Origin of the sequence: Paenibacillus radicis (ex Xue et al. 2023) (genome assembly GCF_024722015.1) — a bacterium.
GTDB lineage: Bacteria > Bacillota > Bacilli > Paenibacillales > NBRC-103111 > Paenibacillus_S.
Genome location: NZ_JANQBD010000023.1, coordinates 103,493 through 117,184, shown reverse-complemented (window position 1 = coordinate 117,184; position 13,692 = coordinate 103,493). Strand labels below are relative to the sequence as shown.

The 13,692-nt window shown below is 46.0% G+C and carries 10 protein-coding genes; all 10 read left to right on the top strand.

Features of this window, described 5'->3' with window-relative positions:
* Nucleotides 1–28: 28 nt before the first annotated feature.
* On the top strand, nt 29–979 hold the full coding sequence (rsmH, locus tag NV381_RS27605) for a 16S rRNA (cytosine(1402)-N(4))-methyltransferase RsmH (protein ID WP_258216520.1): 951 nt from the start codon (nt 29–31) through the stop codon (nt 977–979).
* A gap of 49 nt (nt 980–1,028) precedes the next feature.
* Nucleotides 1,029–1,469, top strand: coding sequence for a cell division protein FtsL (gene ftsL / locus NV381_RS27600; RefSeq protein ID WP_258216519.1), 441 nt, complete (start codon nt 1,029–1,031; stop codon nt 1,467–1,469).
* Nucleotides 1,470–1,496: 27 nt separating this feature from the next.
* A complete protein-coding gene (locus tag NV381_RS27595; protein ID WP_258216518.1) occupies nt 1,497–3,830 on the top strand; it encodes a penicillin-binding transpeptidase domain-containing protein in 2,334 nt (777 codons plus the stop codon).
* A 177-nt stretch (nt 3,831–4,007) separates the two neighbouring features.
* On the top strand, nt 4,008–5,942 hold the full coding sequence (locus NV381_RS27590) for a stage V sporulation protein D (RefSeq protein ID WP_258216517.1): 1,935 nt from the start codon (nt 4,008–4,010) through the stop codon (nt 5,940–5,942).
* A 97-nt stretch (nt 5,943–6,039) separates the two neighbouring features.
* Nucleotides 6,040–7,539, top strand: a complete 1,500-nt coding sequence (locus NV381_RS27585; RefSeq protein WP_258216516.1) for a UDP-N-acetylmuramoyl-L-alanyl-D-glutamate--2,6-diaminopimelate ligase — start codon at nt 6,040–6,042, stop codon at nt 7,537–7,539.
* Nucleotides 7,532–8,938 carry a UDP-N-acetylmuramoyl-tripeptide--D-alanyl-D-alanine ligase gene (locus NV381_RS27580; protein WP_258216515.1) on the top strand — a complete coding sequence of 469 codons (1,407 nt, stop codon included), beginning with the start codon at nt 7,532–7,534 and terminating at the stop codon, nt 8,936–8,938. Before NV381_RS27585 ends, NV381_RS27580 begins: the two co-directional genes overlap by 8 nt.
* Nucleotides 8,939–9,052: 114 nt before the next feature.
* Complete coding sequence (mraY, locus tag NV381_RS27575) at nt 9,053–10,015, top strand: phospho-N-acetylmuramoyl-pentapeptide-transferase (RefSeq protein ID WP_258216514.1); 963 nt, start codon at nt 9,053–9,055, stop codon at nt 10,013–10,015.
* Between the two features lie 3 nt (nt 10,016–10,018).
* Nucleotides 10,019–11,443 (top strand): UDP-N-acetylmuramoyl-L-alanine--D-glutamate ligase, encoded by a 1,425-nt coding sequence (gene murD / locus NV381_RS27570; protein ID WP_258216513.1) that lies wholly within the window; start codon nt 10,019–10,021, stop codon nt 11,441–11,443.
* Nucleotides 11,444–11,500: 57 nt separating this feature from the next.
* Entirely contained in the window at nt 11,501–12,598 is a 1,098-nt protein-coding gene (gene spoVE, locus NV381_RS27565; protein ID WP_258216512.1) for a stage V sporulation protein E, read from the top strand.
* A gap of 5 nt (nt 12,599–12,603) precedes the next feature.
* The gene (locus tag NV381_RS27560; RefSeq protein WP_258216511.1) at nt 12,604–13,668 is read left to right on the top strand and encodes an undecaprenyldiphospho-muramoylpentapeptide beta-N-acetylglucosaminyltransferase; all 1,065 of its coding nucleotides are present in this window, start codon (nt 12,604–12,606) and stop codon (nt 13,666–13,668) included.
* Nucleotides 13,669–13,692 lie beyond the last annotated feature (24 nt).

Genomic DNA, 13,692 nt, shown 5'->3' with positions numbered 1-13,692 from the left:
GCCTAACAAACACAGGAGGACAAGCAGCATGTTTCATCACGTTACGGTATTAATGGAAGAAGCAATAGAAGGTTTGAATATTAATCCAGATGGTATTTATGTGGATTGTACACTAGGAGGAGCGGGACATAGCTCCGTAATCGCTTCAAGGTTAAGCGAGAAAGGCTTGTTAATCGCCTTCGATCAGGATGATGCGGCACTTGCCAATGCAGAGATCAGGCTTGCTCCTTACATGGACAGGGTGAAACTGGTGCGAAGCAACTTCCGCTATCTTGAGCAGCAGCTGCGCTTGGAACCAAGAGCAATGATGAATGGTCTGCCTCAGGTGGACGGTATTTTATTTGATTTAGGGGTTTCCTCTCCTCAGTTAGATGAGGCAGAACGAGGCTTCAGTTATAACCATGATGCAGAATTGGATATGCGGATGGACCGGAATTCGGAGCTTACGGCCAAAGAAATTGTCAACCATTGGACCGAACAGGAAATTGCCAAAATCCTTTTTGAATATGGAGAGGAGAAGTTTTCAAGACGAATTGCCGGAAAAATTGTGGCAGCCCGTGAGAACGCTCCTATCGAGTCAACAGTTCAATTGGTTGAACTGATCAAGGAAGGTATTCCTGCCGCGGCAAGACGTACTGGACCCCATCCCGCTAAACGAAGCTTTCAAGCATTGCGGATAGCTGTTAATGATGAATTGGGTGTATTTGAGGAAGCGTTAGAGCAAACCATTCGTTGCTTGGCGCCTGGAGGCAGAGCGGCTGTTATTACATTTCATTCCCTGGAGGACAGAATTTGTAAGCAAACGTTTGCTAAATATGTAGAGCGGTGCACATGCCCGCCGGGATTCCCTATGTGTGTTTGTGGAACAAAAGGTGTTGTGAAGCTAATTAATCGCAAGCCGATAGAATCAGGACCTGAAGAGCTGGAAGCTAACCCTAGGGCTAGATCAGCTAAATTAAGAGTTGCACAGAAACTATAGAATCCTATTAATTAATAAATCAAACATCCCGAAGAGGAGGACATAAGGAATGCCTGCATACATACATGGAAGTCTGGCCGTCGAGCAAAGGACCAATCAGAAGGTCACCGTTAAGGAAACGAAGAAAATTGTTTACCGCAACAAATCGCTCCCCGTGCAAGAAAAGCTGCTATATTTGTTCACCATGCTTATTTGTGTCATTGTAGCAAGCTTGATCATTTGGCGTTATGCGCAAATTTATGAAATGAACACTAAGATTATGAAGCTCGAAACCGATATTCAGATGCTGCAGGCGGATAACAGCGTGCTGAAGCACAAGGTTGAATCCTTATCGAATCCCGATCGTTTAAGACAGGAAGCGTTAAAGCTTGGAATGGTTCCGCCAGAAGACAAACAAATCAGCAAGGTGCCAATGAAGTCAACAGAAACGCAATCAAAAACGACAGCATCGGCAGTCAACGAGAAAAAAGTGGAGACGACTACTCCGTAATCATAAGAACGGGAGAGAGGAATCGACATGTACAAGAAAGTAAAGTTGAGATCATTGCTAATAGGGGGGGTATTTACCCTCTTTTTTGTTGCTCTTGTAGGTAGACTGTATTGGGTTCAGGTAGTGCAGGGGGCCGGATTATTGACGGAAGCACAGGCCAGATGGGAGACCGAAGAAGTGCTGCGTCCTGTTCGCGGCATGATAGTCGATCGCAATGATAAGGTGATGGCAGAGGATGCGCCCGCTTTTACAATTGCATTAAACCCCAAGATCATTCAAAGCAAGCATATAGAGAACCAAGTGGTTAAAGGGCTGGCAGCTATAATAAAAACTTCGGAAGAACCTACCGCAATAGCGGCTTTAGAAGATAAGATCCGTTCCCGATTAAACAAAACGCGTCAGGACGGTACCCTCTATCCTCAAGTGGAGATTCGTAATGAAGGCTGGAAAATAGACGCTGAGGTGGCCGATCAGGTACGCAAGCTGGTTGAGGAGCTTAAGGTTCAAACCTCTACCAAAAATGTAGGCATTTATTTGCAAAAGGAACAGAAACGCTTTTATCCTGGCGGGAAAATGGCTTCCCACTTACTCGGCTATAACGACAAGGAAGGCAAGCCGATAATGGGACTCGAAACATTGTTTGATAAATATTTAAAGGGTATTCCAGGCAATCTTAGCTATGAAAAAGACCGTAATGGTGTTGAGCTCCCCGACGCCAAAGTTGATTACAAGCCCGCAGTAGACGGCAGCAATGTAAGGCTGACAATTGATAAAAACATCCAGTTTTACATAGAGAGCGCTCTGGAAAAGTATTACACCAAATATAAGCCAAAAAGCTTGACGGCAATCGCAGTTGATCCTAAAACAATGGAAATTCTAGGAATGTCCAGCTATCCGAACTTTAACCCTAACCACTACTGGGAAACTAGCAATCAATCCGATTTTATTAATCATACAGTTGCTTCACAATATGAACCTGGATCCACCTTCAAACTGGTCACTTTGGCCGCTACAGTGGAGGAGAATCTCTTTGTTCCTACGGACTTTTACCAATCGGGCTCGATTCAAGTGCCTGGACGAAGGCTGCATGACTGGAATATTTCTGGTTGGGGTCAGATTTCCTATCTCGACGGATTGAAACGTTCAAGTAATGTTGCTTTTGTAAAGCTGGGCGAGAAATTAGGTCAATCAAAATTGTCGGATTATATTGAAAGATTCGGTTTTGGAGCTAGGACGGGAGTTGATCTCCCTGGCGAGGTTCCGGGAATTGTGAGAATGAAATATCCGGCTGAGTTTGCTACGGCAACCTATGGTCAAGGTTTGACGGCTACAGCTATTCAACAAACAGCTGCTTATGCGGCGATTGCTAACGGTGGCAAGCTGATGTGGCCTCATGTGGTGAAGGAGATTTTTGATCCTAAAACCAAACAGCCTATACAAACCTTTGAGCCAAAAGTCGTCCGTGAGGTCGTTTCAGAAAAGACCGCCAAACAGGTGAGTGAATATTTAGAGATGGTTGTAAACGACAAAACAATAGGTACAGGTAAAAATGCTTATATTGAAGGATACCGTGTTGCTGGTAAAACAGGGACGGCTAATAAAGTTGATCCTGGGGGCAAAGGGTATGCAGAAGGCAAATGGGTTATTTCCTTTATTGGTTTTGCACCGGTAGAGGACCCGAAAATTCTTGTTACCGTTATTGCAGATGAGCCAGATCTGAACGGGGATTTCCATGGAGGCAGTGAGGTGGCTCCCCCTATATTCAAGGAAATCGTATCCCAAACGCTGCGCTATATGGGGGTTCCGTCTTCCTCGCAGCAGATGAAAACAACCGATAAAGAAACGAAAATGACTGTGCCTGATTTAGAAGGTTTGACGGTTGAACAAGCGAAAAATACGATGAATAAGTACGGCGTCACCGTTGAATCAGTTGGAAAAGGAGCCAAGATTATTGACCAAACTCCTTTGGCGGGTACTGAAATTGGATCGACGCAACGAATTTATGTAGTAATGCAGGAAAGTGAAGATATATCGGTACCTGATATGACCGGCAAATCATTAAGAGATGCACTGGAAGTGTGTTCATTTATTAAATTGAAATGCCAATCTGTTGGGGAAGGTTATGTGGCCTCCCAGTCCTTGTCTAATGAAGGGGATAATAAGCTGCTCATCCTCCAGTTAAAGCCATATCAAGAGCTGATTCAAGTGCCGACTCCAATGGGGCCTCCTGCGAAGTCCGATAAAACATCGGATAAGTCTGCGGATAAGGCACCAGAGAAGACGTCAACCGGCAAAGCTGATAAAACGGATAAGAAAGACGCTGTCCCCCCGCCCAAAACAGCTGCCCAGCCGGCTAGATAAAATAATAGAGGCCAGTCGATATTGAGAAATAGCTGTGGATTCTGCGAATTTACAGGACAGCTTGTTCTAACCCCTGTTTGTCCCGAATAATCTGGATATGAAACTATCTATGGGCTAGTCCGGCAGAAAGCTGCCGAAAGACTCTAGAGAATCCATTCGGGAGGGGATCGAACAGTAATGAGGGCATCGAATGTAACAGTTCGTCGTCGACTATTCATTGCATTGATTGTGGGAACGTTTCTGTTCCTTGCATTGATCGTGCGGCTTGGCTATGTACAAATTTGGATGGGGCCCGAGCTTTCCGACAAAGCAGAAGATTCATGGAGGCGTAACATCCCTTTTGCAGCGAAAAGAGGAGAAATTGTTGATCGGAACGGCATACAGCTTGCCTACAATATTAGCTCGCCAACTGTAATGGCGATCCCTGCCCAAGTAAAGGACCCGCAGTCTACGGCTGCTCAATTGGCTTCCCGACTGCAGGTGCCGCCAGAAACGGTACTGAAGCAAATTACTCAAAGGCAATTAATTGTTCGTATTCAACCGGGTGGGCGTAAGATTACGCAGGAAAAGGCTCAGGAAATTCGTGCTTTGAACCTACCTGGCATAGTAGTTGCTGAGGATAACAAGCGCAGCTATCCATTAGGCAGCCTTGCAGCTCACATTCTTGGTTTTACTGGGATTGATAATCAAGGTTTGACGGGCATAGAATTAAAATATGATAAACAGCTTACTGGAATTAATGGAAGCATATCTTTCTTATCGGATGCTGCGGGACGACAGATGCCGAATTCTTCGGACACTTATTCTCGGCCCCTAGATGGAATGAACCTGCAGCTGACCATTGATAGTCACCTTCAATCGGTTCTGGAACGAGAGCTCGATCAAACGATGGTGAAATATCAGGCCAAGCATGCTATTGCAATCATGATGGATCCTAACAACGGTGAGATTCTAGCGATGGGGGCAAGACCCGGCTACGATCCGGGCAACTTCAGGGACTTCCCTAAAGAAAGCTATGACCGCAATCTTCCGATCTGGATGACTTATGAGCCGGGTTCTACATTTAAGATCATTACATTGGCAGCGGCATTGGAAGAAAAGAAAATAAAGCTCACCGATCCTTTCTACGATCCAGGCTCGATAGAGGTCGCTGGTGCAAGGCTTAGGTGTTGGAAGCGCGGGGGACATGGCAGCGAGACTATGCAGCAGGTTGTAGAGAATTCGTGCAACCCGGGTTTTGTTGTTATGGGACAAAAGTTAGGCAAGGAAAAACTGTTTGAATATATATCGAACTTTGGATTTGGCAAGAAAACAGGTATCGATCTCGGTGGCGAAGAGAATGGGATCATGTTTAAGCTCCCCAAGGTTGGACCGGTTGAGCTGGCGACAACCTCGTTTGGTCAAGGTGTGTCCGTTACACCCATTCAGCAAATTACAGCTGTTTCAGCTGCAATTAATGGAGGGAAGCTTTATAAACCTCACGTTGCCAGAGCTTGGTACAATCCGATTACTAGCGAGAATGCAGAAACGATAAAACCGGAGCTAGTGCGGCAGGTTATCTCGGAGCAAACCTCCAAGCAGGTCAGGGAAACATTGGAAAGCGTCGTAGCTAATGGTACGGGCCGCAATGCGTTTATAGACGGCTATCGTGTAGGTGGTAAAACGGGTACAGCCCAAAAGGTAGTGAACGGTCGTTACTCGGCAGATGAGCATATTGTTTCTTTTATAGGATTTGCTCCTGCAGATGATCCGAAAATTGTTGTTTACGCAGCTGTGGACGATCCACAAGGTCTTCAATTTGGAGGTTTGATTGCGGCGCCGCTGGTCAAGAACATTATGGAGGATGCTCTCCGCTATATGAAGGTACCGCAGCGTAAAGATCAATTGAACCGGAAATATGTATATGGAGATACTCCGCTTGTAGAGGTTCCTAGCCTGATTGGGATGAGTGTCACCGAAATTTACGAGGACCTTAACTCTAATTTCGTCCTGGCCAAGTCGGGAGTCGGCAAGTATGTTGTGAATCAAGTGCCCAAAGCTGGTACTCGAATAGACCAAGGCTCAACCATTCGTGTTTATTTATCGGATAAGGAATCGGAGCCCTCGCAATAACGAAATAATTAAATATTGGTTTTTGAAAAATTAGGCTTTTCATCGGAGCTTTTTTTGTCCATAATAGATACCATGTGTAAAAAACGGAGGGGAACCCATGCAGCTAAAGGAACTGGCTTCCCGGCTTACGGCTAGCCGTATTTCAGGTGATGGGAGCATTAACATTACAGGTATCCAGATTGATTCCAGAAAAGTGAAGCCTGGTGATTTGTTTGTATGCGTTTCGGAAAAAATCGGCATTAAAGACAGACATTTATTTGCAGAGCAGGCTGTGAGCAATGGCGCCTCTGCATTAGTTGTGGAATATGACGTGGAAAGCGATGTTCCTAAGTTATTTGTGAAAAATACTTGGGATGCCTTGTCCATATTGTCCTGTCATTTTTACGAGTATCCGAGCAACAGCATGAAGGTGATTGGAATTACGGGTACGAACGGTAAAACAACAAGCTCGTATTTGCTGGAAAAGATACTGAGTCATAACGGATTTGTAACTGGCTTGATGGGAAATATTCATGTCAAAATCGGTTCTGATTATATAATAAATCATGAAAATAATACGCAGGATGCGCATAATTTACAAAGAAATTTCCGGAAAATGGTTGAACAAGGGACCGATTATTGCATTATAGAAGTTTCATCTCATGGTTTGGATATGGGCAGGGTGAAGGGCACAAAATTCAGAACGGGTATTTTTACAAACCTGACACAGGATCATCTGAATTATCACGGATCAATGGAAAACTACAAAGCAGCGAAAGGTTTGCTGTTTTCAAGGCTAGGCAATGAATATGTTTCTGATCCGGATGAACAGCGGTTTGCTGTTTTGAATGCGGATGACCCGGCATCCGTAGATTATGCCAGATTGACGGCTGCACAGATTGTAACCTATGGCATAACTAATGAAGCTGATGTCCGCGCTGACATGATTAAGATGAATTCCAAAGGAACGAGCTTCCGCTGCACGACCTTTCGTGGTACACTCGATTTCCAAACGCATTTGATCGGCGAGTTCAACGTTTATAATTCGCTGGCGGCGATTACTGCTGCTTTGCTGGAAGGAATAACCTTGGAGTCGATCAAAGAAAGCTTGGAATCCATTGGTTCCGTTGAGGGGCGGATGGAGGTAGTAGATGAAGGACAGGATTTCCTGGTCCTTGTCGATTACGCTCATACTCCCGATGGGCTGGACAATGCATTGTCTACCATCAAGCAGTTTGCAGAGGGCCAAATTCATTGTGTATTTGGCTGCGGTGGTGACAGGGACCGCACTAAGCGCCCGGTTATGGGTGCTGTGACGGCGCGTTACAGTAATCACTTATACGTTACCTCTGACAACCCGCGAATGGAGGACCCACAGCGGATTGTCGAAGATATAGAGCCTGGCATTGTGTCTGCGGGTTTTTCCAAAGACAGCTATGAACTGATCGTTGACCGAAAAGCTGCTATAAAAAAAGCCATTGCAGCGGCATCCCCCAAGGATGTAGTATTGATAGCGGGAAAAGGGCATGAAACGTATCAGGACATCCAAGGGATTAAGCATGATTTTGATGACAGGTCAGTGGCCAAGGAAGCGATAAGGGGACGATACCGTGATTAAACGAACCTTTGCAGAGGTGTCTGCCATGTCATGCGGGACTGCTGCAGCAGCGGATTACGATGGCAGCCTGCTAATTCAAGGTGTGTCAAAGGACACCCGGACACTTCAGCCCGGCAACCTGTATGTGCCATTAATTGGCGAATCGTTTGACGGGCACCGGTTTCTTGATGATGCAATCGCTAAGGGAGCTTCGGCTTCTCTATGGCAAAGGGACCATGAGCTTCCGCCTCATTCTATTCCCTTTATCTTAGTGGAGGATACGTTAGCAGCATTGCAGCAATTGGCCAAAAACTATCGCTCGGAGCTCGACATTCGTATTGTTGGTATAACAGGGAGCAATGGCAAGACGACAACCAAGGATATGACAGCTTCTGTTTTATCGACAACTTTCAAAGTGCATAAAACATTAGGTAACTATAACAATCATATCGGTCTGCCGCTTACTTTGCTTCAGTTGGAGGAGGATACGGCTGTAGCAGTGCTTGAGATGGGGATGAGCGGCCGGGGGGAAATCCGGTTCTTATCGGAATTGGCAGAGCCTGAGGTTGTTGTTATCACTAACATAGGTGAAGCACATCTTTTGCAGCTAGGCTCCCGTGAGGAAATCGCAAGAGCTAAGACCGAGATTTTAGCAGGTTTACAGCAGGATGGAACCTTGATCTATTTCGGTGATGAACCCCTGATCGATAAGGTGCTGCCCGAATTGCAAGCAGCAGACGGTATGAAAGCTCACCGTTACGATCGTGTTAGATTTGGTGCTAGCTCTAATAATGAGTGGTTTCCAGTGGAGACGAAAACAGATACGGCGGGTACCCATTTTAGATTAAATAGGATGGAAAGCACTGAGTTCTACATCCCGTTGTTAGGCTTTCATAATGTAATTAATTCGCTTGCCGCTATAGCGGTGGGAGTTCATTTTGGAGTCCCGTCAACTGCAATAGCCGATGGTCTCAAAAAGAGTGTCATGACAAGTATGCGAATAGAGTTAATGAAAGCACCGTCAGGTTTAACCATTCTTAACGATGCGTATAACGCAAGCCCTGCATCCATGAAAGCAGCTTTAAAGCTGCTGGTTGAGTTAACAGGCTACAGCCGTAAAATCGCTGTGCTGGGCGATATGCTGGAGCTGGGTGATCAGGAGGTGGAATTTCACCGGGAAATCGGACGGATACTGAATCCTAAAGAGATCGACCGTGTCTTCGTGTTCGGGCAGCTGTCCGAACACCTTGCAGACGAGGCATCCCGGAAGTATCCGCCAGGTAAAGTAGTTGTGTTCGATGACAAGAACCGTTTGGCGCAAGCGTTGGCCTCCTTTACCGCATCGGACGATATTGTGTTGGTAAAAGGATCGCGCGGCATGAAGCTGGAACAAGTCGTTGCACTGCTGCAGCAGGTATAAACATTTGAGCCATTCCAAACCCTCCCCAAGCGTTTTGCGCAGCAAAGCTGATTTCGAAAGCTGAGGGAGGGTTTGGAATGGAGGTATGTGCAATAAAGTTGGGAGGACAAAACCGTGGATTTTAATGTGGTCATGATTGCTTTGGGGGCGGCTTTTGTGCTGGCTGTCATCATGGGGCCATTATTTATACCTCTTTTAAAAAGATTGAAATTCGGTCAACAAATCCGCAGCGATGGACCGCAAGGCCATTTGAAAAAAGCTGGTACGCCAACTATGGGCGGAACGATTATTTTACTTGCACTGGCGCTTGTTGTGCTGCGGTTTGCCGATAAAAGTATTGATACGGTTATCCTGCTTGTTGCCTGTTTAGGTTATGGGCTGATAGGCTTCTTGGATGATTATATTAAGATACTGCTTAAGCGATCACTGGGACTTACGGCCAAGCAAAAATTGATGGGACAGCTGATTGTTTCTGTTATCGTCTGTATATTGCTTGCTCAGCTAGGTCACAGCACCGATGTAAAAGTTCCTTTTATTGATTATACGATCCCGCTCGGATGGTTCTATTATCCGTTTGTCGTTATAATGATGCTTGGAACCTCCAATGCTGTGAATTTTACAGACGGTCTTGATGGACTGCTGGCCGGAACAAGCGCTGTAGCCTTCGGTGCATATGCGATTATTGCCTTGAACACTACACAGCCGGATGTAGCCATCTTTTCTGCTGCGATGGTAGGCGCGGTGCTTGGGTTTCTCGTATTTAATGCTCATCCAGCCAAGGTATTTATGGGTGATACCGGTTCGCTTGGTATTGGCGGGGCATTAGCGCTTGTAGCCGTACTGACGAAATCCGAAATATTGCTTGTATTAATTGGCGGCGTGTTTGTAGTTGAAGTGCTGTCCGTTATTATTCAAGTCGTTTCTTTCAAAACAAGAGGTAAAAGAGTGTTTAAAATGAGCCCGATTCACCACCATTTTGAATTGGTAGGCTGGTCTGAATGGCGTGTCGTCATTACATTCTGGACGACAGGCATCGTGCTGGCGATAATCGGACTTTATCTAAATGAGGTGTTGTAGCAGATGAATCATCCCCGGGATTATAAGAATGAACATGTGGTCATATTGGGATTGGCGCGCAGTGGAGTGGCTGTAGCCAAGCTATTCCATGAATATGGTGCTATTGTAACTGTAAACGACAAAAAAGAGCTCAACCTATGCCCTGAAGCCGATGAATTAACGGCTCTGGGTATTTCTGTTATTTGCGGCAGTCATCCGGCTGGCATTATTCACGAAGGGGTGAAGCTGGTTGTTAAAAATCCCGGCATCCCTTATACTATAGAACCTATCGAGTCGGCACAGAAGCTAGGTATAGAGATCGTAACTGAGGTTGAGGTGGCTTATCATGTTTGCCAGGCACCAATGATTTGCGTTACGGGCTCTAATGGTAAAACAACGACCACTACCTGGATCGGATTAATGCTGGAGGCAGCGGCGAAGAAGCCGATTGTTGCCGGCAATATCGGCCGTGCATTAACAGAGGCAGCTCTTGAGGCTGGTTCAGACAACACGATGGTAGTAGAGCTAAGCAGCTTCCAGCTTAAAGGCACCCAAAATTTTCGGCCCAAGATCGCTTGCTTGTTGAATGTATACGAGACACATTTGGATTATCATGGAACGATGGATGATTATATTGCCTCCAAAGCAATGCTGTTTGCAAACCAGACTTCGGAGGATACGGCGATATTAAATTGGGATGACCCTGTTTGCAGACGTATTGCAGATGAGGTGAATGCCTCCGTACTCCCCTTTTCAATTAAAGAGGAGCTTGAATATGGATTATTCATTCAGCCGTCTCTAAGCGACAAGTCCATTCCAACGACCGGGAAGCAGTTGGTTTATCGCGACCGGAAGGGTCTCTTACATAATATTACCGCCGTCTCCGAACTAGGGATTCCCGGCAGCTTTAACATTGAGAATGCGTTAGCAGCTTCGTCTGCTGCCATTACAGCCGGAGTTCCACTGGAACTAATCGCTCAGGTCCTTCAAGACTTCCGTGGCGTAGAGCATCGGTTGGAATACGTCGCAACGAAAGACGGCGTATTGTTTTATAACAATTCAAAGGCTACAAACGCAACCGCTACGATTAAAACTATCGAATCCTTCGAAGATCAGGATATTATCCTGATTGCAGGAGGTTTAGACAGAGGTTCGGATTATATGGAGCTGCTGCCTGTGTTTAAAGAGCAGGTCAAGGGGCTTGTCACTTTGGGTCAAACCAAACAGAAAATTTTGGATGTAGCCATTATGGCAGGCATGAGCCGTGTGAAAACGGTCGATACTGCTAACGATGTGCAGGATACGATAGCTGAGGCGGTACGCGAGGCAATGGCTATGGCCAAGGCTGGAGACGTTGTGCTGCTTTCGCCGGCGTGCGCCAGTTGGGACATGTTCCCTTCCTATGAGGAAAGGGGAAGAATGTTTAGGCAGTCCGTGCATAACCTGTAAAAGGGGGGCATGCATACAAGCCTACCCTACCATTTTGCAAGGGTTGAGGTGGCATGTATGGTAAAAGCGCGGTCTGCTCCGGATGTAACGATGTTAATGTGTACGCTGATGCTTCTTGGCATTGGTGTCGTGATGGTTTACAGCGCCAGTGCGGTGCTGGCTTTTCACGAATTCAACGATTATTACTACTATTTGAAAAGGCAGCTGCTGTTTGCTGTTCTAGGCGTAGTTGCGATGTTCTTTACTATGAACGTAGATTACTGGGTCTGGAAAAAGTACGCGAAAATCGGATTGATTGTTTGCTTCATTTTGCTCATTGCCGTACTGATCCCTGGTATCGGGGTCGTTCGCGGAGGTGCGAGAAGCTGGCTTGGCATCGCATCCTTCGGGATTCAGCCGTCTGAGTTTATGAAGATTGGCATGATCCTGTTTTTATCCAAAATGCTTTCAGAGCAGCAAGATAAAATCACACTTTTTACCAAAGGGCTTTTACCTCCGCTTGGACTTGTTGGACTGGCCTTTGGCTTGATCATGCTCCAGCCTGATTTGGGCACAGGAGTTGTGCTAATTGGCGCGACACTGCTTATCATTTATACATCTGGGGCGCGAATGCTGCACTTGTCTTCTCTTGGCCTTTTAGGTTTGGCTGGTTTTGTAGGGCTCATTGCAGCAGCTCCTTATCGTCTGCAGAGAATCACTGCGTTTCTTGATCCGTGGCAGGATCCGCTTGGAGCGGGTTATCAATCTATTCAATCGCTGTATGCCATCGGACCGGGTGGTTTGGTAGGCTTAGGCCTCGGTATGAGCAGACAAAAGTATAGCTACCTTCCTGAGCCGCAGACCGACTTTATTTTCTCGATCGTCGCAGAGGAGCTAGGATTCATTGGAGGCTCCTTCATTCTAATTTTATTCATGCTGCTGGTTTGGCGTGGTATGCGGACGGCTATTACGGCCCCGGATACGTTCGGAAGTCTGCTGGCAACTGGTATTGTCGGCATGATTGCGGTTCAGGTAATTATTAACATCGGCGTTGTCATCGGGATGTTCCCTGTAACCGGAATTACGCTGCCACTGATAAGTGCGGGAGGCTCTTCATTAACGCTGATGTTGACTTCCATCGGCATTCTATTAAATATTTCCCGCTATGCGAGGTGACAGAATTGAAAAAGATTGTTTTTACAGGAGGCGGTTCTGCAGGTCATGTAACTCCGAATTTGGCTATCATTTCGAAGCTGCAGGCTGCAGGCTGGAACGTTCAATATATCGGCTCCAAAGATGGAATAGAACGTGAAATCATTGAACATGCGGGCATTCCCTACCATCCCATCTCATCAGGAAAACTTCGCCGATATTTTGACTTGAAAAATATGAAAGATCCTTTTAAGGTGATCAAAGGAATCGGAGAAGCGTACTCGCTTCTTCGGAAGTTAAAGCCGACGGTTGTTTTTTCCAAAGGTGGATTTGTTTCGGTACCTGTTATTTTGGCCAGTTGGTTAAACAAGATACCAGTAATAAGTCATGAATCGGATATGTCCCCTGGATTGGCGAATAAAATATCCATTCCTTTTGTAACACGCATATGCGTCAATTTTCCCGAATCATTGAAGTATATCAAAGGTGGGAAAGGTGTCTGCACCGGTCTGCCAATCCGCGAGCAAATAACGAAGGGCAGGGCCTTCAAAGGCTATGCAATATGCGAGTTTCATAAGCAAAAGCCGGTACTTCTTGTGATGGGCGGAAGTCTGGGTGCGCAGAAAATTAACAGTGCCGTTCGTGAGTCGCTCGATTCCTTACTGGAGCAATATCAGATTGTTCATATATGTGGAAAAGGGCAAATGGATGACGCCTATAACAAACGGCGCGGATACAAGCAATTCGAATATATCAATGAAGAGCTGGCTGATATTTTGGCTATGACCGAGCTGGTAGTTTCACGTGCGGGTGCTACTTCGATATTTGAATTTTTAGCCCTCCGTAAGCCCATGCTTCTTATCCCTCTCACAAGACAAGCTAGCCGTGGGGACCAATTACTTAACGCAGAGTCTTTTCAAAAGCAAGGCTACGCACAGGTAGTTTTCGAAGAAAATTTGACGGCTGCCTCTTTAATTAAAGGCATTCACGATGTTTACAACAGCAAGGAACAGATGGTTGATCGCATTCGATCGGCTAAACAAACGAACGCGACCGATTTGATCATCAAATTGATTAAAGAGAACAGTCTTTAAGCAGCCGTCAGCGAATCCCGAAGG

What these genes read in the sequence shown, in the direction of transcription:
- rsmH (WP_258216520.1), top strand. Translation starts at nt 29, where the DNA reads ATGTTTCATCACGTTACGGTATTAATGGAAGAAGCAATAGAAGGTTTG.
- ftsL (WP_258216519.1), top strand. Translation starts at nt 1,029, where the DNA reads ATGCCTGCATACATACATGGAAGTCTGGCCGTCGAGCAAAGGACCAAT.
- NV381_RS27595 (WP_258216518.1), top strand. Translation starts at nt 1,497, where the DNA reads ATGTACAAGAAAGTAAAGTTGAGATCATTGCTAATAGGGGGGGTATTT.
- NV381_RS27590 (WP_258216517.1), top strand. Translation starts at nt 4,008, where the DNA reads ATGAGGGCATCGAATGTAACAGTTCGTCGTCGACTATTCATTGCATTG.
- NV381_RS27585 (WP_258216516.1), top strand. Translation starts at nt 6,040, where the DNA reads ATGCAGCTAAAGGAACTGGCTTCCCGGCTTACGGCTAGCCGTATTTCA.
- murD (WP_258216513.1), top strand. Translation starts at nt 10,019, where the DNA reads ATGAATCATCCCCGGGATTATAAGAATGAACATGTGGTCATATTGGGA.
- spoVE (WP_258216512.1), top strand. Translation starts at nt 11,501, where the DNA reads ATGGTAAAAGCGCGGTCTGCTCCGGATGTAACGATGTTAATGTGTACG.